We start from the raw sequence: 21,445 nt of genomic DNA, 5'->3' as shown, positions 1-21,445 counted from the left end.
TGCCGCCCCAGCGCACATGACAAGTTAAGGCCATCAATCATTAGCAGCATGAATGATTAACGTCTGCCCAGCATCCGATAAATCATCTGCTGAAACCACCGGTCCGGCAGCAATCCCTTAATCCATGCGGTTATACGCGTGCCTTGGGGCAGCTTATATCGGAATCTCGGTTTGGACATGGAGGCAATCCTTGCCACGAGCTTCGCCACCTCCAGCGGATTTCCGCTTCCCCTGGCTGTCCGCTCGGAATAGTCCAGTACACCCTTCAGCATGTCGCTGTAGGGTGACCCTTCCTTCACCTCTAACTCACCAAAGCTCTTATTCCAGATCGGTGTGCCATAAGCACCTGGCTGAACCAGCACAACGTGCATGCCGAAGGGCATAAGCTCCAGCGACAGGCTCTCCCCGAATCCTTCAATCGCAAATTTGGAGGAAGCATAAGGTCCATAACCCGGGAAGCCGACCACGCCGCTGATGCTGCTCATGAGAATAATCTTGGAATTCTCGGTCCGGCGCATCAGCGGCAGCATGTGCTGTGTCACAGATACCGTTCCGAAGAAATTCGTCTCCATCTGTCTTCTCCACCCACTCAGCGGCACTTCCTCCACCATTCCGCCTACCGCTTCACCGGCATTGTTCACCAGCACATCCAATCGACCAAACCGCTGCTCCAAATGCAGGGCAACCGCCCGTATCTGCTCTTCATCGCATATATCCAATCGAACCCGATGAATTCGCTCTGCAACACCCGCCTGTTCCGCGCGGGTCATCAGCTCTTGAGCCGCCTCCGGTCTGCGATGCCCTGCAGCCACATCATATCCCGCTTGCGCCAGCTCCAGGCTGATAAGCAGCCCAAAGCCGCTGGAGGCCCCCGTCACCAATGCCACTTTTCCTGTCCCTGCAATCACCAACGGTTCACCACATATTCCGTACTTGCCACCAACAACGTCACTCCCATCACCTTTCTATTCCTTCAGAGTACCTTACCAACAAACTGACTCCCTTTGGCCTCAGCCGAACAAACTTTATGTATATGCTTAATATACCAAATTTCCGTTGTATGAATAGGTCTGGCACCCGAAGGTACACATAAGAAAAAAATACCTATCGCGTACTCTAAATATACGAGAAAAAGGGAGCCGGTTAGCTCCCTTTGCGGTTCATCCTGAGAAAAGCATATATGAAATCGGGATTCAACATCACCCGTATGAAGGCCAAGGCTCATTAAAACCACACATCCTGATGATCCTGATTCGTTGTCTTCATGCGGCGCAAGCGATTTCTGAATATACCGCAGCCACCGCGGCTGAAGAAACGACCGCGCACCCGTCTTCTTGGGCTCATTCCCCTCTCCCCCCTTCATAAAATTAAACTGTACGTCACATTTACCCTAAAGCGCTTACTATGAAACCCATAAGCCCCTTCCATCAAGCAGGTAAGTTATGGAAGGGTGGGGGAATCACCGAATTTCGGATGGGCTCTTGCCCGTATACTGTTTAAATTGACGGCTGAAGAAGAAAATGTCCCGATAGCCCAGCGCGTCGGCTACTTCCGTGACATTCATCCCTTGATGCAGCAGCAGATGCTGTGCCCGCTCGATCCGCATCTGAATGATGTAGGATTGCACCGGCGTACCGATCAGTTCCTTGAACTTGATCGAGAAGTAGCGGGGGGACAAACCCGCTCTCGCCGCCAAATCCTCTACCCGATGGGGAACCCCCGGATGCTGACGGACGTAATTCGCGATTTCATGGATCGCCTCTGACAGCTGATTGCTCGCTTTTTTGACAACGGGCTCATCCAGGTCCACACGCAGTAGATGAATCATCAGCTGCTTGAGAATCAGCTGACCCTCCTCCAATGCCCCGTAAGGCTTGTCCAGATACAATCGCACGTATCGTGCCAGCAAGTATTCAAAATCCATCGTTTCCGTCAGCTGGCGATACGGCGCAGGGATGTCTTGGACCGGATCGGTCACGTCAAAATGGATATATGTCAATACGAGCGGCTTCTGCGGATTATGCGTTGCACTCGTATGATCTCCAGGTCGGAACAGGAAGCAGCTTCCTTTTCCCACGGTAAAAGGCTCGTCATTCACCTCGACTGTGCCTTCCCCGCTCCATACATAGAACAAATCATAGTTCTGCATGGGTCTTTCGCGTTTCTGCCATTTCCAGCCCGGCTCACAGACGATTTTGGCAAGCGCAGGCATGATTATAAAAGAAGACGGCGATGCATTCAGCATCACGTCATTACCCCCTCATCTCATTTCTTGAAAATTATCTCTTTTCCATCATACCCGGTTTTTAAGTTTTTTGCATGTCCAGCCATGCCAAGGCTATTCGTCTAACCCCTTCCTCAATCATAGAAGCATCTAAATGCGAGAAGCCAAAGCAGGCGGCAGGCGGTCCAGGCGTGAGGTGATAGACCGCAGCATCCCGAAACATAACCCCTCGATTACGGGCTGCATTCCGCAGCGCCGCATACTCTTCCGCCGATCGCAGCCAGTTCGCGTACACGTGCAGACCTGCATCACCGGAGTGCAGGCAGAACAGATCAGAGGCATAAGCATCCATCGCTTGGTGAAGCGCCTCGTACCGCGCACCGTACAGCCTCGTCATCCTTCTTAGATGCCGTCCATAGCCACCTCTTACAATAAAACGCGCAAGCGCACGCTGCTCCAGTACGGCAGGCGAGATCGGCTCGTACAGAGCCTTGGCCTGCACGACCGCCTCTACCAGGCTTGGGGGCAGTACAGCATAACCGATGCGAAGCCCGGTAAACATCGTTTTGGAGAAGGAACCGACAAAGATGACACGCCCCTCGTGATCCAGCATTTTCAAGGGCTCGATTGGCTTGCCGCCCCAGCGGAATTCACTGTCATAATCATCCTCAATGATAAAGGCTTGACGGCTTCTCGCCCAATTGAGCAAAGCCCTTCTCCGCTCCAGCGGCAGCACAGCACCTGTCGGGTACTGACGACTGGGGCTTACGACCAGCAGCCCGGCATCCCAATCACACGGAATCAGTCCGGCCTCGTCAACCGGGGAGGGCAGCGGGATTCCGCCGCTAAGGCTTACACCCCGGTGGATTCCCTGATATCCCGGATCTTCCATGACCACATGATCACCAGGATCCACAAGCAGTTGAAATAACAGAACAAGCCCCTGCATCGATCCGCTGAAGATGACAATATGCTCGGGATCGACCTGGATCCCTCTTGTAAAGCGCAAGTGCCCGGCAATCGCCTGACGCAATTCCGTATCTCCCTCGGGCGGCGCTCCGCTCTGGAGTTGCGTTCCTCCGCTTCCGCCCGCGTAGGACAGGGCACTCCTCCATTCCGAATACGGAAAATCTTGAATGGGCATCCTTGCATTCGCGAATGAGATCGTACCTAGGGGAGGCTCTTGAATCGACATGAGAGCAGAGGCATATTCCCCGCTCTTCTCCATTAATCGCTGACCCCAAGCCGAGAGAACGGGTGCGCGATCTGCCGCCGGCGGCTGGTCTATCATAGCAATCCCCTTAGCCACATAGGTTCCACTGCCCGGTCTGGATACAACATACCCTTCTGCCATGAGCATGTCATAACTTTGTGCGGCTGATCCTCTGGACACCCCGTACAGCTTCGCCAGCTCCCGGGTTGCAGGAAGACGGGTTCCTTCCGGCAGCTTGCCGCTGTGTATCGCAGTACGAATGGCGTGATATAAAGCCAAATATTTATATCGATATTGTTCCACATACGTTTCGAAAGGCAATCCCAGCTCCATGTTACCTACTCCTCTAACCTTCGTAAGATTGGACTATATAAATTACTCTAAATTGGCGCTTTTTCCTTGTCAATGTTCATCGTATGCTGTTATTCAAAATGATAGAGGGAGAGTTTAATCATGAGAAGAGACGAATTTGCGATGGAAGACCCACATGAGGTCGAGGATTTCCTGAATGGCATGAGTTTTGGTTTCCTTGGAACGACGGATGAGGCGGGAATCCCTCGCGTCACCCCCTTGAACTTCGCCTATGTCAACGGTGCGTTTTATTTCCACGGCAGCCGAATGGGTGAGAAAATGGAGCATCTGCGCCGAACGCCAGCGGTCTGTTTTACCGTTGCCGACGAATATGCCCTCATCCCTTCTTATTTCTCCGATCCGGAGATGGCATGCCCGGCCACGGCTTTTTTCAAAAGTGTAACGGCTGTCGGAGAGGTGATCCTCGTCGATGATCTGGAGGAGAAAGCACTTGCGATGGAAGCTTTAATGAAAAAGCTGCAGCCTGAGGGCGGGTACCGCACCATCGATGCAAGCGACCGGGCTTATATTCCCAGACTAAAAGGGGTAGCCGTCATTAAACTTGCTCCGCAGCGAATGAGTGCCAAATTCAAGTTCGGTCAGAACCTGAAGCCGGAACGGCTGAACTCGGTCGTAGAGGAGCTTGAGTGCCGAGGAAAACACCGGGATGAGGAGACCGCGGAACTTATGTGCAAGTATCATCCTGGACCGCGTTAAAGCATTACATTTATCCGTGACGGTTCCAGGGGTAGGTGGTATAATGTTAGGCAATGAAAACGTAAAGGTAACACGTCATCTGCTCTCACGTTAACCAAAAGCAATCGGAAGGAAGGAATCAGTTCATGAACCCATTGGTTGGTCAATTGAATGAAAAAATGCAAGCTGGCAATCCGCATGTATACGACATGCTCTCCACACTCGGCAAAGAAATTTACTTCCCGAAGGAAGGCATCCTGAGCCAATCTGCGGAAGCAACGAGTCATGCGAAAAAATATAACGCGACGATCGGTATTGCCACCGAAGGTGGAATCCCGATGCATCTTGGCGTCATCCAAGACAAACTTTCGGCTTACCAGCCGAAGGATCTGTACCCGTATGCCCCGCCGGCAGGCAAGCCGGAGCTGCGCTCCGTATGGCGAAGCAAAATGATTCAGGAGAATCCCTCCCTGGAAGGCAAGAACTTCAGCAATCCGATTGTGACCAATGCCCTGACGCACGGACTTAGCATTGTAGCGGATCTGTTTGTGGATGAAGGGGATGCCGTTATTTATCCGGACAAGAATTGGGAGAACTACGAGCTCACATTTGGCATTCGCCGCCATGGCGTTCATGTAACCTATCCTCTCTTCACTGAAGATATGAAATTCAACGCCGAAGGACTTCGGCAGGCTCTGCTGAGCCAGAAGGATAAAGGCAAAGCTGTCGTTCTGCTCAACTTCCCGAACAACCCGACAGGGTATACGCCTGGCGCCCAAGAAGGGGCTGCCATTGTTTCCGCGATCCAGGAAGCTGCCGAAGCCGGCATTAACGTTGTTGTTGTTACGGATGACGCGTATTTCGGATTGTTCTTTGAGGATTCGTTGAAGGAATCACTCTTCGGCCGTCTGGCTGGCCTTCATCCTCGGGTGCTCCCCGTTAAAGTGGACGGTGCAACCAAGGAAGAATTTGTGTGGGGATTCCGCGTGGGCTTCATAACGTTCGCGGCTGACGATAAAGACGTGCTGGACGCACTGGAACAGAAGACCCTCGGCATTATTCGCGCGACGATTTCCAGCGCCTCGCATCCTTCGCAAACCTTTGTTCTGGAAGCGCTGAAGGCACCTGAATTCTACGAGCAGAAGGAAGAGAAATTTGTCATTATGAAGGGCCGCGCCAACAAAGTGAAATCCATTCTCGACAGCGGTAAGTATGGTGACGTATGGGAGTATTATCCGTTCAATTCCGGCTATTTCATGTGCCTCAAGCTGAACACGGTATCCGCGGAAGCGCTGCGCTCCCATCTGATCCATGAGTACGGCGTGGGAACGATCGCCCTCGGAGAGCATGATCTCCGAATTGCGTTCTCCTGTATCGATGAAGAGTACTTGGAGGATCTGTTTGATCTGGTTTACAGAGGGATTCAGGACCTGCAGCAGGCTTAAATTAAACGTTTGGAGATCACAAGGCCAATCCATCATACCTAATAAGACCGGGATTCCTCCCGGTCTTTATTTGTTCTTCAGCCATAAGAAGAATGCATCAACATACTATGACCAAGAAGACATCCCTCGGCTGAAGGAAATGTTTTTCATGGAATTATCGCATTTATTCAGCTTCGCAGAGAACTTATAATTTCTATATTCGTAAATAAGCGCTCGCCCATACACATAGCTCCTTTGCTACATACAATACCGTGTACTACAAATCAACGAACCGAAAGGGGAATGAACATGAGTGGAGTAGTAGAAGAAGCAAGATGTGGCGGATACGGCGGTGGATACGGAGTCGGAGCAATTCTGGTTCTCTTTATCCTGCTCGTTATCATCACTCGCTCTTTCTGGGTGTAATGACATCTAGATAACAGCGTACAGAAATCGCAAGTCTTCACGCGAGAAAGCACTGCGATTTCTGCAGCAATAACTTATACTATATCCTCACCCATAGAAGGCCGAGACGTCAACGTCTCGGCCTCTTCTATGTCTATTCGTCTCTATTCGTCATCTTCGTCCTCGCGGCGATTTTTTCGTGCAGCTGCGCTTCGGAACAGGAATACCAACACGATGCCTGCAGCTGCCGTACCGAGGATCCGGCCTGGAGCGCTGAAGATACTCGGAATGAGCGGAAGCCACAGGAGCACAGCCCAGAACATTTGCACCTGGAAGATCAGCTTCCCTTCATTGTCGCGGCGCGTTCCCTCCGGAAGCGGGTATACATGCAGCCAGAACGATTCAGGATGAAGTTTTCGCAGTGCGGACAGCTGGAGTCCGATAATCATAAGGCTAATCAGATACACCAGCACAGATGACAGACTATCGCGGGTTATCCATACAAGAAAAGCCGCAAGCAATCCGACCCGAATCAATATGCCCAGAATATCGCTGCGTGAGAGGCTCTTGATAAGAAGAAAGCGATATGCGCTCTCCTTCTTCCAAGCAAGCCCCTTCCCCCACCCGGACAGCCATTTTCGCGTATGCACGCGCTGTCCACGCTGAGGCACATTCACAAACCAGCTCAGGACCATCATCACCCGGCTTGCCTGCCTCTGCTCCACCGCAATTAATCGCTCCCAGGCTACCAGATGCCTCGCAGGTACGGACAAGGCGGCAGCATAGGTTAGAGCGAGCAGCCCCATAAATATGAACGCCCGGCCTGCTGGATGCCATAGCCAGGCGGCTGCGGCTAGCGCGGGAACGATCCAGCGAAGCACCCGATAGGCGGCAGCAGCATTCCTAGAAACCATAAGCTGCTCTTTCCAGCTTCCATAACTGGACAGCAATTTAAAGGCAATCAGGACCGCAAATGTAACCAAAAGCGGTTTAGGCGAAATATCGCTGCGTATGTACAATGGCCACAGGATTAGCATGACTAAGCCTAAGCCGATGATTTTATAAATGACTCCGCTGAACCAGCCCTTCCGGAAGTATTCCTTCATCCGAGATTCCTGTGGAATGAGGAACACCGTATCCGCAGTACGAAGATACGTGCGGATGCTGCTGTTTATCATGATGGGCACAAGTATGACCAGCATGATCCAGCGTATCGGAAGCTCTGGCGGAACTTGCTGCAGAAGGGCGGTATACCAGGCTGCGAATGCGATAAGCAGGAAGAGAAATACCACTGCCACGCCGCTCTGTATGACATAACCCAGATAGGGAAGAATCTCGCCCCAGAACTGTCCGCGTCGTTTGACATACAGCTCACGCAGATTCATTCGTTATTACCATCCTGAATCAACACGTTAAACAGCTCTTCCAGGGACATTCCCGGTCTTCCGGTTTGATCCTGGATTTCCTTCAGCGTCCCCTGAGCAATAATGCTGCCGCGGTGCAGCACGATGAACCGGTCGCAATAATTCTCGATCGTAGAGAGAATGTGCGAGCTGAGCAATACGGAAGCGCCGGATGCCTTCAACTCCAGCATAAAATCAAGCAGGGAGCGTATCCCCAGCGGATCAAGCCCCAGAAAGGGCTCGTCAATGATATACAAGGACGGTCTGGCCACGAACGCGCACATAATCATCACTTTTTGACGCATGCCTTTGGATAAATGGGTGGACAAGCTGTCCATTTTCTCTTCCATGCGGAACATCTTCGACAGCTGCTCCGATCGCGCCTCATAATCTTCGCGGGATACGCCGTAAGAACGCGCGGTAAATTCCAAATGCTCGCGCACGGTCATTTCCTCATACAGAAGCGGGGATTCGGGAACAAACGCCAATGCGCTGTGATAGGCCTCTGAATGCTCCGCCCGGCGTTTGCCCTGAACCTCTATATTTCCCTTTTGGGGATTCATCAGTCCCAGAATATGCTTCATCGTGGTACTCTTGCCCGCACCGTTCAGACCAATCAACCCTACCATCTCGCCTGGTTCAACCTGAAAGGTTACGTCATGCAGAACCGGGCGGTTGATGCTATACCCACCACTTAATCCTTGAACAGACAATACCGGCTGTTCACTCATTATCAATCACCTCTTATTCTAAAGAGTCCGGTCCCTACTGGCTTACTTCTTCCTCGGTTGAAAACCGTCCGGACCCCGTAAACAACAAATTCGAATAGGATACACACTTTAAGCTGATGGAAAATGCGAACCGTTAGCCCCGTGGAGGCTTATTCTTCAGCCATTTCGGAGCACCCTTGTTCTTGCGGTCGCGCTCCCGCTCGCTTTGCCGTTCACCGGATGCCTTTCCGCTTCCCGCTTTTCCTTGCACACTTATGGAAGCCGGCTTGCCCGCTGGCTTATCTTTACGGGCGGTTCCCCCTGCTGGCCCACGGGCGCCGCTTCTCCGGTCCGGAGGCGCTGAACGCGGTGTTCTTACCTTGCCGCCATAGAGTGCGCGCTCTTCAATCGAAATGCCAAGCTCACGATTGAACTTGCGCATAATGAACGTCTGACGGTCCGTGACAAGCGTAATCGCCATGCCGCTTCGCCCCATACGCCCTGTACGACCGGCACGGTGGGTATAATGCTCCGCATCAATGGGCGGATCGTAGTTGATCACCATCCCGAGCCCTTCAATATCAAGCCCCCTGGCCGCAACGTCACTAGCTACAAGAAGTTTGGTTCGCCCTTCTCTAAACGCATTCAGCACGCGGCTTCTTGTCATCTTGTCCGCATCTCCGTATATAGCAGCTGCATTTAATCCCAGATAGTTCAGCTTCGCCTCGACTTCTGCCAAATCCTCGGTGGCATTCACGAAAACAATAGCCCGATCGGGGTTGTAATGCCGCACCACTCTGCGCAGCATGTCCAACTTGTCACGCTCTTCCGTCACAAAATAATAATGCTCCAGCGCAGACGGTGTCCGCTGCTCCGGATCGATCCCGATCTCAACTGGCTGGTCCATCTCCTTCTTGACAAGCTCCGCTGTCTCCGGACTCACCGTGGCGGATAAGAATACCAATTGGCGGTCGCGAAGCGCACTGCGCAGAATGCGATCAACATCGCCGGCACCGCCGAGATTGAACACCTGATCCACCTCGTCAACCACAATAGTGGTCACTTGGTGCATCTTGAGTTTCCGGATTTCGATCAGCTCACGTACTCGCCCCGGTGTCCCGACAATCAGCTGCGGATGCGACTTCAACTTCTCGATTTGGCGCTTGGCCGCGGCCCCGCCGATTAATCCGAGCACACCGATTCCTCGGGTCTCCCCGTAACGCTCACTCTCTCTGACAATCTGAACAGCAAGTTCCTGTGTCGGAGCAAGGATCAGCTTCTGTGCTCCCTTGATCTCCGGATCGATGCTCTGAAGCACGGGCAGCAGATATGCCAGTGTCTTTCCTGTGCCTGTCTGGGAAGTCGCAAGCACATCCTTGCCTTCCAGTATGGGCGGGATAGCTTCAGCCTGAACGGGAGAAGGCGTAACGATGCCGAACTCCGCAAGTCTGGAGGACAAATCCTCTGTTATTCCTAATGTATGAAATGTAGTCGAAGTCATATGTTAGTCCATCCTTTTTTTAGATATCAGAAGTCTATATATTCCAAAGCGCGTCTGCCTGATATCGCTAGAAAAACTTCCGTTAATTTCCGTTTTGTTGCTTTACAAGTGGTGCAGCAGGCGTATTTCTTCACAAGCCTTGTTCGCTCTTTATCATTATATGCCAAAACAGGAGTCCTCACCAAATAGAACATGAGGAATACGTGCGAATATCCCATTATTTATGGATAACTCAAGATTTGTCTTATTCTTATAGACAGCTAAGGCAGTAAGGAGAGAAATGATTTTGCTGCAGCGGACAGCGGAATTCCGCGAAGCGTTGCAATGCCGATGCTCCGCTCAGGAATCGGCGGATGAAGGGGAACCTCCACTAACTGACCCGTTCGAAATTCTTCAGAAGCATAGTCACGAATAATAAAGGCAAGTCCGAAGCCGCTCCGTGCAAACTGCACAAGCAGCTCAATGCTGCCAAGCTCAAACTCGGGCTTCAATGTCACACCTTGCTGCGCCGCATACTGGTCGATATATCTTCTCGTGCTCCCTCCCCCCTCCAGCATGAGCAGCGGGAAGTCCTGAATACCGGGAAGGGGTAAAGGGTTATGGATATTAGCCCGCTCCGCAAACGGCTTGCCGGCAACCAGACAATCCTGAATCGGTGAGCTGGCCCGAAAGTCGATTTGTTTGTCGGAGGCCGGTAAATGAACGATGCCGAAATCAATCTTCCCTTCTTTTAGAAGGACTAAGGTTTCCGGTGTTGTGCGATTGGTAATGCGGATGCGGATATCCGGATAAGCAGCATGGAAATGTTCCAAATGCGGCAGCAAGTAATACTTGCACAAGGTATCACTGGCACCGATATTGATTTCGCCGCTGTGCAAATTATGCATGTCCCCAATTGCCTTCTCGCCGATTTCAATGAAACTGAATGCCTGCTCGATGTAGCGGAACAACACAGCCCCCTCCGATGTAAGCTTCACTCCCTTGGTCGTTCGAAAGAATAACGGTCCTCCGAGCGTTCCTTCCAAATGCTTAATCGTATGGCTGACAGCCGGCTGGGTGATATGCAGATGCTCCGCTGCCTTGGATAAACTGCCGAGCCGGGATGTCCAGTAAAAGACGCGGTACCACTCCATATTGATTTCCATAATGATAACCTCGATTTTGTCAAATGATAACGTGAACCGGATCCATGACAGCCGGACCGGAATTCATCCGGCATCGAAGTATCCTTCACCACAGAATCGTATAACATAATTTAAACTAATGTCTACCATTATTAATATCAATTTTATTTATATTGTAACAACCAATTATAATGAGCCAGTAAAAGAAAAAGATCGCAGGAGGCGAACAGTTTGACAGTCACAGCCATTGTAGGTGCTAATTGGGGAGACGAAGGCAAGGGTAAAATGACGGATGTTCTTGCGGCACAATCGTCGTATGTCGTTCGATTTCAAGGGGGCAGCAATGCCGGCCACACCATTATTAACGATTACGGGAAGTTTTCACTGCACATGCTGCCATCCGGTGTGTTCTATCCGAATATAACGAATATTATCGGTCCAGGGACGGCTCTGGATATGGATGTATTACTGAAGGAGCTGCAAGAGTTGGAAGCTAGGAATGTTCCAAAGCCCAATCTGTTTATATCCGAACGTGCCCAAGTCGTGCTGCCCATTCATCGGCTGCTGGATGAGCTGGAGGAAGAACGACTCGGTGCCCGGGGATTCGGTTCTACCAAACGAGGAATTGCTCCATTCTATGCGGATAAATATGCTAAGCTCGGGATACAGGTCGCTGATCTGTTCCATCCCCATCGACTTCGTGTGCGACTCCAGCAGCTGCTGGATATCAAGAATGTACAGCTTCAGCACCTTTACGGCAGAGATCCGCTAAGCGTGGATGAAATGGTCGATCAGCTTCTCGAGCCTTTCCAATACTTAACTTCTTATATAAAAGACACCACCACGATGCTGCAGCAGGCTTATATCAAAGGCGATCCCATCCTGGTTGAAGGCCAATTAGGAGCACTGCGCGACCCGGATCACGGGATATATCCGTTCTCTACCTCCTCATCTACTCTGGCAGGTTATGCACCAGTAGGTGCCGGGCTCCCGCCGTACGCCATCAGCAATGTCATCGCTGTGGTGAAGGCTTATTCAAGCTGTGTCGGAGCGGGTCCTTTCGTGACCGAACTCCACGGAGATGAAGCCGACGAGCTCCGGCGCCGCGGTGGAGATGCCGGGGAATACGGCGCAACGACCGGCCGGCCCAGACGAATGGGGTGGTTTGATACGGTAGCCACACGCTATGGGTGTATGGTACAGGGCGCTACGGAGGCCGTACTGACCAATCTGGACGTTCTGGGATACCTGGATGACATTCCAGTATGCGTTGGTTACGAATTAGAGGACGGAAGCATTCTGGATCATTTTCCGGTCACGGCCGATCTGCAATCCGCGAGACCCGTCCTGAGGACGCTCAAAGGCTGGAAGTGTGACCTGTCGGACATCCGATCTTTTGAAGAGCTCCCTGAAGCCGCGCAGCAATATGTGCAGTTTGTTGAATCGTCGATTGGAGTTCCTATCAAGACGATATCCGTCGGTCCAAGACGGGATCAAATTATGATGAGATCATAGACGAGTGGCGTGCATTCACTTGAGCGGCGAAGCTTTTCAGAATCCGCCGGACTCCACCGGGATTACTCAACATCGGCAAATGCCCGGTGTCCAGGCTCTCTACCCCATCCGGGGACAGATTGGCTATCATGGTATCCTGTGTGGATCCTCCAAACTCCTTATCTCGGGTAAGCTTCACATAAAGCTTGGGTATATCGGGAACAGCCACTTGAATCCGATCCGTATAGACTCGGCGTGACTCTGGAACAAACGCTGCTGCTATGCGGGAGGCATGCTCCACCGGCAGGTCACTGCATAGCCCTTTACGGATTGCGAATTCCGGCGGCTTCGTCCCGGCCATTCTTAGAACCCATGGCATGATCACTCTCTGGGGAAACGGAAGAATCGAAACAAACGACCTGCCGCGCCTAGGAATGGCGGCACCGATTGCCACGAATCCTACAGCACGATCGGATAATTGAGCAGCCATCTCCAGAGCAAACACTCCACCCAGAGAATGAGCCACGATTACAAACTTGTCCGTCTTCCACCCTCTCACCTGTTCCGTCATATGAGTTACGTAATCCTCAAGCTTTAGATGATGTCCCGGTGCTGCTGACCCGCTTCGCATAGGGTAATCGACCTCCAAATACGGATGGCCCAGCTCATCTACAACCGAATTCCAAACCCCTCCGTTCAACCCTGCACCATGCACAAACACAAATCCAAGCTCTTGAGACATTTCTTGTTTCATCCTTTATGACTCCCTTCCAATGACTTGTCATGTTCCCGGTTTATCATGAAATCCATCTTCTGGTGATATCGTATCAACTAAATAAGACAGATATTGTCTTATTTAAGGAATAAGATAAAATAAATAAAAAATGATGAGACGAGGCGTGCCATGCAGAAATCCCAGCGTCTGATTCAATTAATGATGATGATCAACGCAAAAAAAACGTTTACCGTTAAAGAGTTGGCCGACGAATTTGGTCTCTCCGTCAGAACCTTGTCCAGAGATCTGGATGAGCTGAGCGTTCTCGGCGTGCCGATCTATTCCGTGCAAGGGCGGGGCGGCGGTTACCGATTGCTGCAGGAGCGGATGCTGCCGCCGATCAGTTTCACGGAAAGCGAAGCGATCGCGATCTTTTTTGCCTGCCAATCCCTGAACGACTTCAGTTCGTTACCGTTCGGTGACGGGGCAGCCGCGGCAATCCACAAGTTCTATCATTACTTGCCCGCAGACATCAAGGAACAGATCAATCGCCTTAAAGACCGCGTCATGATTCACAATTCGTTCCGGCCGATGTCAGCCAACATTCTCCAGACGCTTATGCAAGCTGTAATGGTTCGGCAAGTCGTTACCGTCCACTACCGCTCATCAACCGGAAGCAGCCAGCGGGATATACAACCGATCGGCCTGTATGCAAGCTCGGGCTACTGGTATTGTCCGGCATACTGCTTCACACAAGATGACATCAGGCAATTCAGAGTTGATCGGATGACGGCTGCCAGCCTGAATAAGTCCATCGCCATCCGCGAGGATATCGCCGTCAAGACGCTGAAGAACAAACCGGTAACCAGTGGTTGGGAAATGAAAGAGTTCAAGGTACAATTAACTTCCAAAGGGGTTTGGCAGCTCGAAACGGATACACGGCTCGGTCCCTTTATCCACAAGAACAAGGACGGCAGTGGATCGGTTGCAATTGAAATTCCGGCCGCAGACATTGCGTTCTACTCGGACTATGTTTGGCGGCTGGGAGAGGAAGCAACCATCATCTCACCGACTGAAGCGGTCCAATGGACGTTAGAGAGAATAGAGGCCATGAAGCGAAGATATACATAAAAGACATCGGACAATAGAGATAGCAGACTTTTTAGAATGGCGATAAAGGGGATGGTCTCGTAATGAATTCAGAATTGGAGCATTTAATCCAGCGCATAACGACAGAATTGCAGGGTCTGCCTGGCATTACAGGTGTAGTCCTTGGAGGATCAAGGGCCAAAGGCACCGCCGCAGCGGACTCCGACATCGATATTGGCATTTATTATGATGAATCACAGGGATTCAAGGTGGAGGATGTAGCCAGGGCAGCCAGGAAATTAGACGACGAGCATCGTGATAACATCATCACTTCCCTGGGAGAATGGGGAGCCTGGGTTAACGGGGGCGGCTGGTTAAGGTCAGAAGGCTACCATGTGGATTTCTTATTCCGCGATGTTCACCGCGTGTCACGCATAATTGAGGAATGTTCTGCTGGCATGGTATCAGCCCATTACCAGACCGGACATCCACACGCTTATCTGAATGTTATGTATATGGGGGAAGTTGCAATCTGCCAGATACTGTCTGACCCCGATGATCGGATCAAGACATGGAAAGCCAAAACGATTCCATATCCACCAGCATTAAAGGATGCGATGATCGGCTCTTTTACCTTCGAGGCATCCTTCTCCTTGATGCTTGCGGAAAAAGCAGTATTAATCGATGATATCACTTATGTAACCGGTCACTGCTTCCGCAGTATTTCGTGCCTGAATCAGGTGATCTTCGCCAAAAACGGGCTATACTGTATCAACGAGAAGCGTGCAGTATCCATGATCGAGACCTTTCTCCTCAAGCCTGCGAACTACAAGGATCGATTGGACCAAGTGATTACACTGCTCTCATCCGATATAGAAAAAACAAAACTGGCCTTGTCGCTGCTTCAGGACATCATCTTCGAAACAGAAGCATTGTGAATCAGCAGGCACGCTACTTCTTGTTCATCCATTTATACGACACACGGTCCGCAAACCGTGGGAATAGCTGATACAGCCTTATACCGAATGAAGCAAGCCTTGGAAGATTGAGTTCTTCCTTGCGCTTTCTAACCAGCTTCACAACCTGATCCGCAACATAGTCTGCCTTCATCATAAACCAGCTCACATTCTTGACATACCCGCCTGTTGGATCCGCCAACGAGAAGAACGGGGTATCGATGGGCCCCGGATTGACGGTAGATACCGTAATTCCGGTATGACGCAGCTCCTGTCGCAAGGCATTGCTTAATCCCAGCACAGCATGTTTGGTAGCCGTATAGGAAGTCGATTTGGCCGTTCCGATCTTCCCAGCCATGGACGCGATATTGACGATTTGGCCGTCTCCCCGCTCCAGCATGCCTGGGAGCACGGCTTGGGTGCACCGCACAATGCCCATATAATTCACGTCCATCATGTCCTGGAACTCTTCCACCGGCATGTCCATAATGGCTTCAAACTTGCCATAACCGGCATTGTTGACCAGCACATCGATTCTGCCATGCTGACGTTGAATCCCCTTCATGACGGACTCAACCTGCTCGGAATTCCGGACATCCATTATGGATAATTCATGAGATCCGGATATCCGTTCGCCGACTTCCTGCAGTCGGTCTGCTGAACGTGCGCACAGCACTACATGGGCGCCCTCCGCAGAAAGTTTCTCCGCGATCAAGGCCCCGATTCCGCTCGATGCTCCTGTAACGACAACAACTTTGTTTTTCAGCATGATTTCATTTATCCCTTTCTTCACCGGCAGCAGCTCCCCGTTCACCGATTTAGATGAAGGGCCGTTACGTGCACGGTTTGGGTTTACTACTCTTATTTTATGAAATCATGACTTGAATATCCAGCTCTCCGATTCCTTCCATGAAGAGCGGAATGCAAAGCGCCTTTTTCTGAATAAGATTTGACGTACTATCCGACTTCATCACTCTTGGCGGCGTAATATCTACACTCACACCCTGATTCGATAAAATGGTGCTGGCATTGCCGCTGATCATATTACCGAGCTCTGAAATCGCACTCCGGCCCATCTCGTCCATCTCGGTAATGACATAACCGCCCATCATCACGGATACCATCTGCAGCGCTACATGCTCCTGAATTCCAAATACAATATCACCATTCATCTGACCTGTCATGCCGATTTGGATCCAGATATGATTCTCGATATACGCGATCTCTTTGACCCCAAGATTCCCCGTGGAAGGTGAAACCTGTATGACTTGTTCGATTACGTGTCGTGCGGACTCTAAAAAAGGATTGATGACTTCAGCTTTCATTCCTCATTACGCCCCTTTCACTGGGTTGTTGGTCAGGGTCCCAAAGTCCCACCTATTTATTTAAACATTATAATGGATACCTTGTAATAAATCATCACAAAATAGCGACAGCCCCCATGACAACAACTGTCTTGCTATGTCAGATATCGCCTGAAACGCTTTAATACGAAGATAATCCTTTCGCTTAAACGGGCCTTTGGTCTCACCTTTTTTCTATGTCTACTTTACTATTATCGGATGGTTGCCCCATCTTTTAATAATAATTATGCGGAAATTAAAATGTTTTTAAGCTTTTTTAGTCGATAACCGGCAGGTTTGCTCTCTTCATTGCTCCACCGGGGAGAATAACCTATAATTTAAATAATACAGGTTGCACGCGATCGTAGGAGCGGAAGAACATATCAAGTAAGGAGGAAGGCTATGAACATCAGCCAATTGGAAACGCTAATTACCATCTCCAAAACGATGAGCTTTCGCAAAGCGGGAGAGCTTCTTAATCTGACACAGCCAGCGGTATCCGCTCAGATCAAAAGCCTGGAGGAAGAATTCAAGACGGTACTGGTCGACCGGAGCCAGCCAGTGACGTTAACCGACCGGGGGCAGGTCTTTGTGGATCACGCCGAACAAATCCTCAGCATTGTGGATGAGCTGAAACAGCGGTTATCCGACCTTGACCAAACTCCCCAGGGACATATCCAGTTAGGTACAACTACTTCCATTGCGATTCAAATCCTGCCACGGGTGCTTTCCTACTTTCAGGATCAATTCCCTCATATCAAAACTACCATTCAATCCATGGCTTCCTCACAGATCTATCACAGCGTGGAGAATGGTCTCATCGACATCGGGATCGGCTATCTGATCGAGCGCAATCCCAACTTAAGCACATCCATTCTGTATTACGATACCTTTGAGCTGGTTGTATCTCCACAGCATCCGCTGGCTAAACTGTCTACTGCAAGTATGGACGTACTGGGCGGAACGCCGCTCATTCTGCTTACGCGTGACACCGTCGGCCGACGTTTCGCCGATGACGTGATGAAAAAGCACGGCATCAATCCGCAGGTTGTCATGGAATTGTCCAGCAGCGAGGAAATTAAACGGATGGTCGAGATCAATCTGGGCGCAGCGATCATCTCGAAGCAGTCGGTCTCTACCGAGCTCCGCAACGGCACCCTGCAGATCGTTCCACTCAGCGAGCTTGAAGTCAGCCATCCTGTCGGCGTAATCTATAAGAGCGGGCGATACGTCAGCTCAGCGATGCGTCAATTCCTCAGCGATCTGAAAGGCATGCCGGAAACGCAATTCATCAGCAGTGAATAACGCAAATACAATCCCTAGAGGATCTTAACAACCATTCTATCAACATGAAGGAGGTCCATATGAAATTTGATCTGCACACCCATCACTTCCGCTGCGGTCACGCAGAAGGCAGCATTCGGGATTATATCGACGCTGCGATCGCCGCGGATTTTAAGGTGATTGGGATCTCTGACCATACTCCGTATTTTGGAAGCCCCGAAGATCAACCCTTCCCGGCCATCTCCATGAGGAAAACGGATTTTGAAGGTTATGTCCAAGAGGTTTTGGAATTAAAGCGGGAATACGATGGAAAAATCAAGGTGCTGCTGGGCATTGAATCCGATTATTTTCCTGACCATGCCCCGGTTTATCAGCAAGCGTTAGCTGCTCACCCTTTTGACTACATCATCGGTTCTATTCATCACGTCAGAGATGTAAGCATCTTTAACAAGAAGCGCTGGAACAACCTGACCCCGGAGCAGCAGATTGCCGATAAAGAGGAATACTTCAATCTGATCCGTCAATCCGCGCGCAGCGGGATGTTCCAGATTATCGCCCACATGGATGCCATGAAAGGCAATTACCCGCCTTTTTCCGATATCATGACCGATGCTGCTATCGATGAAACCTTACGCGTTATCGCAGAATGCGGCTTGGCTATCGAGGTCAACACTTCGGGTAAAACCAAGTTATCCGGCGGCTGGTACCCTTCCCATGCCATACTGGAAGTTGCCCACCACCATGGTGTCGATATTACGTTCGGTTCTGACGCACACAAACCTTCCCGTGTCGGGGATGAGTTCGATGAAGTTGCCAAAGTGCTCAAAGAAATCGGATATAAGGAATGGGTATACTTCGAACAAAAACAGAAGGTGACTGTACCTCTCTAATGGGGTACCCCTTCTGTTTTTTCGTATATACCTATGAAGTTAAGCAAAATAGGCAAAAAAAGTGGACCCGTTTCCGGGTCCAAAACATAATATATATTCTCAAAAGGGGGTCATGTGATAAGTTTAACCTGCGGCTGTTAGAGTTTGATAACAGGTATATTTCATTTGTGTAACAAATTCCAGTTAAACCTTTCATATTGAAATTTTTAGATAGATAACTAAAGATCCTGTCATGTCATTGAGCGTAATGTGAGCATGGTAAGCTCCGGCTTGCACAAGAAACGAAAAGGCAGCCCTGTCGTGCCGATTCCTCTGTTTACATAGAGCTGCATCCCTTGAGAGCCAATATGGTACAGCCCCTGCACATAAAGTTTTGCTCCGGGAGGCGTTATTACCTCACCCACCAAGGGCAGGCGGACCTGGCCCCCATGGCTGTGTCCGGAGAGCTGGACATGGAATGAATACCCAGCCGCAATGTCTCCATAATCCGGCTCATGCATCAGCAGCAGCTTGAACATGCCCTCAGGCAAGTCGCGAGTGGCCGCTATCGGATCCGGATTTCCCCAGATTCCATCGTCCAATCCCACCACCGCGATCACAGCACCGTCCCGCCGCAGCTTCACCGAAGAGTTCCGAAGCACTCTAAACCCGGCCTCCTCCTCCATGTGGGTCAGCTTCTCCACGTCTCCGTAATCATGATTACCCAGTATGGAAAATAAACCAAGAGGGGCCTTGAGCGTGGCAAACGGCTTAATCGCTTCTGTCATATCCTCTGCATGACCATCCACCATATCCCCTGTAAAACAGATCATGTCCGGCTTCTCTGCATGAATCGCTTGCACCACACGTTCCACATCTTTCGCTCCAGTATGAAAACCCAGGTGCAAATCGCTAAAGTGTGCCACTTTCATCCCGTCAAAAGCCTTGGGCAGTGAAGGAAGCCGCACCTCCAGTCGGGTAACCTCCAGCCGATGAGGCTCCCATAGATAGGCGTAGGCCCCGGCTGCAGCGCCTGCTCCGACCACCGTCGATAGACCTGCCTTAAGAAACTGGCGGCGCGACAACGTCTTACGTTGACTAACTCGTTCTGCTCCTTGGCGAGCGGTACCATGCAGCGGTTCTGAGGATGGATTTCTCATATATGGACATCCTCCTATATAATAAAATGAAAGAATACCCGTTTTGCAGCCTTACCCATGACTCATATACATAAACGATCCGAAGAGAAAGGGGTCTTAATTATGACTGTTAACGATTCTATAGCAGCAATAGTTTCGGCACAGCAGCATTTTTTTCATAAAGATATCACCAAGGAAATCGATTTCCGTCTCCAGCAGCTGGGGAAACTGCGACAAGCTGTGATAGCCAGAGAAAACGACATCATGGAAGCCCTTCGCAAGGATTTAAACAAGAGCGAGCAGGAGGCCTTCTCCACCGAGATTGGAATTGTCTACAAAGAGCTTTCCTTCATCATAAAGAATCTGAAGCGCTGGGCCAAGCCCAAGCGTGTCAAAACCGCGCTGACGCACGTCGGCAGCAAAGGGATGGTCTATCCCGAGCCATACGGCACCGCGCTGATTATCGCCCCATGGAACTATCCCTGGCAGCTGGCCATCTCTCCGCTCATCGGAGCACTGGCGGCCGGGAATACTGCTATTGTGAAGCCTTCCGAGCTAACACCTAACGTATCGAGGCTGATTACTGCAATGATCGAAGAGACGTTCGATCCCGAATACGTAGCATCTGTCGAGGGAGGACCCGAGGTCAGCACAAGCCTGCTGGAGCAGCCTTTGGATTATATCTTCTTTACCGGCAGCACCCATGTCGGCAAAATTGTCATGGAAGCCGCAGCCAAGCAGTTGACCCCGGTCACACTTGAGCTTGGTGGAAAAAGTCCCTGCATCGTCCATGAGGATGCCCCCCTTGCCTTAGCGGCTTCACGTATCGCTTTTGGCAAATATACGAATGCCGGCCAAACCTGTGTTGCCCCGGATTATCTTCTGGTCCACAGCCAGGTGAAGGAAAAGTTCATCTCGCATCTGAAGGATGCCATAACTTCGTTCTATGGCAAGGAACCACTGGCCAACCCCGACTACGGCCGTATTGTGTCGGAGAAGCATTTTGACCGATTATCCGGATTTCTGAACAATGGGACCCTTCGTCACGGTGGAAATACCCTTAGAGATCGCTTGCTCATTGAACCCACCGTGCTGGATGATATCACGTGGGATATGCCCGTGATGGAGGAAGAGATCTTCGGGCCGCTGTGCCCGATCCTGACCTATGACCATCTGCATGAAGCTGTCCAGGCAATTAATGCCCGCCCTAAACCGCTGGCGTTGTACCTGTTCACCGAGAATGAAGACGTGCAGGATTACGTTCTTTCTTCCGTTTCTTTTGGCGGAGGATGTGTGAACGATACGCTGATGCACTTGGCAACGCCGTTCCTCCCATTCGGGGGTGTCGGGGAGAGCGGCATGGGCTCTTACCATGGAGAATACAGCTTTCATACCTTTTCCCATATGAAGAGTGTGCTCAAACAAACCAACCGGTTTGATTTTAAATTCCGTTACCCTTCAAAAAACGGTCTGGGCATCCTGAAAAAATTAATGAAGCCGTAGGC

At 50.7% G+C, this 21,445-nt stretch carries 20 protein-coding genes; 9 read left to right on the top strand and 11 right to left on the bottom strand.

The genetic code is table 11. From position 1 onward, the window contains the following. Nucleotides 1-56 precede the first annotated feature (56 nt). From B9D94_RS04245 to B9D94_RS04235, 3 genes are all read right to left on the bottom strand, one after another. Nucleotides 57-908, bottom strand: a complete 852-nt coding sequence (locus B9D94_RS04245; protein ID WP_148246503.1) for an SDR family oxidoreductase — start codon at nt 906-908, stop codon at nt 57-59. 551 nt (nt 909-1,459) lie between these two features. Further along, nucleotides 1,460-2,245 carry a helix-turn-helix domain-containing protein gene (locus B9D94_RS04240; protein WP_006212562.1) on the bottom strand — a complete coding sequence of 262 codons (786 nt, stop codon included), beginning with the start codon at nt 2,243-2,245 and terminating at the stop codon, nt 1,460-1,462. A 61-nt stretch (nt 2,246-2,306) separates the two neighbouring features. Then, entirely contained in the window at nt 2,307-3,770 is a 1,464-nt protein-coding gene (locus tag B9D94_RS04235) for a MocR-like pyridoxine biosynthesis transcription factor PdxR (RefSeq protein WP_148246502.1), read from the bottom strand. A gap of 120 nt (nt 3,771-3,890) precedes the next feature. On the opposite strand from B9D94_RS04235, the gene B9D94_RS04230 reads away from it, so the two are divergent. The 3 genes from B9D94_RS04230 (at nt 3,891) to B9D94_RS04220 (ending at nt 6,334) form a co-directional block, all read left to right on the top strand. Then, on the top strand, nt 3,891-4,505 hold the full coding sequence (locus B9D94_RS04230; RefSeq protein ID WP_148246501.1) for a pyridoxamine 5'-phosphate oxidase family protein: 615 nt from the start codon (nt 3,891-3,893) through the stop codon (nt 4,503-4,505). A gap of 125 nt (nt 4,506-4,630) precedes the next feature. After that, a complete protein-coding gene (locus tag B9D94_RS04225) occupies nt 4,631-5,929 on the top strand; it encodes an aminotransferase class I/II-fold pyridoxal phosphate-dependent enzyme (protein WP_006212565.1) in 1,299 nt (432 codons plus the stop codon). A 288-nt stretch (nt 5,930-6,217) separates the two neighbouring features. Next, complete coding sequence (locus B9D94_RS04220; protein ID WP_081742878.1) at nt 6,218-6,334, top strand: sporulation protein YjcZ; 117 nt, start codon at nt 6,218-6,220, stop codon at nt 6,332-6,334. Nucleotides 6,335-6,477: 143 nt separating this feature from the next. Here the strand turns inward: B9D94_RS04220 and B9D94_RS04215 are convergent, their stop codons facing one another. The 4 genes from B9D94_RS04215 to B9D94_RS04200 form a co-directional block, all read right to left on the bottom strand. Next, nucleotides 6,478-7,698 (bottom strand): ABC transporter permease, encoded by a 1,221-nt coding sequence (locus B9D94_RS04215; protein WP_148246500.1) that lies wholly within the window; start codon nt 7,696-7,698, stop codon nt 6,478-6,480. Further along, on the bottom strand, nt 7,695-8,447 hold the full coding sequence (locus B9D94_RS04210) for an ABC transporter ATP-binding protein (protein WP_036644665.1): 753 nt from the start codon (nt 8,445-8,447) through the stop codon (nt 7,695-7,697). The genes B9D94_RS04215 and B9D94_RS04210 overlap by 4 nt, the downstream gene beginning before the upstream one ends. Before the next feature lie 133 nt (nt 8,448-8,580). Next, complete coding sequence (locus tag B9D94_RS04205) at nt 8,581-9,927, bottom strand: DEAD/DEAH box helicase (RefSeq protein ID WP_148246499.1); 1,347 nt, start codon at nt 9,925-9,927, stop codon at nt 8,581-8,583. A 260-nt stretch (nt 9,928-10,187) separates the two neighbouring features. Further along, the gene (locus B9D94_RS04200; RefSeq protein ID WP_063477726.1) at nt 10,188-11,072 is read right to left on the bottom strand and encodes a LysR family transcriptional regulator; all 885 of its coding nucleotides are present in this window, start codon (nt 11,070-11,072) and stop codon (nt 10,188-10,190) included. Between the two features lie 210 nt (nt 11,073-11,282). Here B9D94_RS04200 and B9D94_RS04195 point away from each other — a divergent pair, with 210 nt between their 5' ends. Then, nucleotides 11,283-12,566 (top strand): adenylosuccinate synthase, encoded by a 1,284-nt coding sequence (locus B9D94_RS04195; RefSeq protein ID WP_006212571.1) that lies wholly within the window; start codon nt 11,283-11,285, stop codon nt 12,564-12,566. On the opposite strand, the gene B9D94_RS04190 is transcribed toward B9D94_RS04195, so the two are convergent. Beyond that, nucleotides 12,550-13,299 carry an alpha/beta fold hydrolase gene (locus B9D94_RS04190; protein WP_063477727.1) on the bottom strand — a complete coding sequence of 250 codons (750 nt, stop codon included), beginning with the start codon at nt 13,297-13,299 and terminating at the stop codon, nt 12,550-12,552. The two genes, B9D94_RS04195 and B9D94_RS04190, sit on opposite strands and share 17 nt — an antisense overlap. Before the next feature lie 150 nt (nt 13,300-13,449). On the opposite strand from B9D94_RS04190, the gene B9D94_RS04185 reads away from it, so the two are divergent. Together B9D94_RS04185 and B9D94_RS04180 are read left to right on the top strand one after the other, a co-directional pair. Continuing rightward, on the top strand, nt 13,450-14,391 hold the full coding sequence (locus B9D94_RS04185) for a helix-turn-helix transcriptional regulator (RefSeq protein WP_148246498.1): 942 nt from the start codon (nt 13,450-13,452) through the stop codon (nt 14,389-14,391). A gap of 62 nt (nt 14,392-14,453) precedes the next feature. Then, nucleotides 14,454-15,287 (top strand): nucleotidyltransferase domain-containing protein, encoded by an 834-nt coding sequence (locus tag B9D94_RS04180; protein WP_076151638.1) that lies wholly within the window; start codon nt 14,454-14,456, stop codon nt 15,285-15,287. A gap of 13 nt (nt 15,288-15,300) precedes the next feature. Here B9D94_RS04180 and B9D94_RS04175 read toward each other — a convergent pair whose 3' ends face one another. Further along, complete coding sequence (locus B9D94_RS04175; RefSeq protein ID WP_148246497.1) at nt 15,301-16,074, bottom strand: SDR family NAD(P)-dependent oxidoreductase; 774 nt, start codon at nt 16,072-16,074, stop codon at nt 15,301-15,303. A gap of 97 nt (nt 16,075-16,171) precedes the next feature. Further along, nucleotides 16,172-16,630 (bottom strand): chemotaxis protein CheX, encoded by a 459-nt coding sequence (locus tag B9D94_RS04170; RefSeq protein WP_006212576.1) that lies wholly within the window; start codon nt 16,628-16,630, stop codon nt 16,172-16,174. 420 nt (nt 16,631-17,050) lie between these two features. Here B9D94_RS04170 and B9D94_RS04165 point away from each other — a divergent pair, with 420 nt between their 5' ends. Further along, nucleotides 17,051-17,953, top strand: a complete 903-nt coding sequence (locus B9D94_RS04165; RefSeq protein WP_006212577.1) for a LysR family transcriptional regulator — start codon at nt 17,051-17,053, stop codon at nt 17,951-17,953. 59 nt (nt 17,954-18,012) lie between these two features. After that, nucleotides 18,013-18,822 carry a histidinol-phosphatase gene (locus tag B9D94_RS04160; RefSeq protein ID WP_148246496.1) on the top strand — a complete coding sequence of 270 codons (810 nt, stop codon included), beginning with the start codon at nt 18,013-18,015 and terminating at the stop codon, nt 18,820-18,822. Between the two features lie 230 nt (nt 18,823-19,052). Here B9D94_RS04160 and B9D94_RS04155 read toward each other — a convergent pair whose 3' ends face one another. Continuing rightward, the gene (locus tag B9D94_RS04155) at nt 19,053-19,961 is read right to left on the bottom strand and encodes a metallophosphoesterase (protein ID WP_063477730.1); all 909 of its coding nucleotides are present in this window, start codon (nt 19,959-19,961) and stop codon (nt 19,053-19,055) included. Between the two features lie 102 nt (nt 19,962-20,063). Between B9D94_RS04155 and B9D94_RS04150 the strand changes: the two genes are divergently transcribed. Next, nucleotides 20,064-21,443, top strand: coding sequence for an aldehyde dehydrogenase (locus B9D94_RS04150; RefSeq protein ID WP_148246495.1), 1,380 nt, complete (start codon nt 20,064-20,066; stop codon nt 21,441-21,443). Nucleotides 21,444-21,445 lie beyond the last annotated feature (2 nt).

Source organism: Paenibacillus sp. Cedars, from assembly GCF_003184205.1.
Classification (GTDB): domain Bacteria; phylum Bacillota; class Bacilli; order Paenibacillales; family Paenibacillaceae; genus Paenibacillus_AQ; species Paenibacillus_AQ glucanolyticus.
The sequence above is the reverse complement of the archived record's forward strand: the minus strand, read 5'-3'. Positions and strand labels throughout refer to the sequence as shown.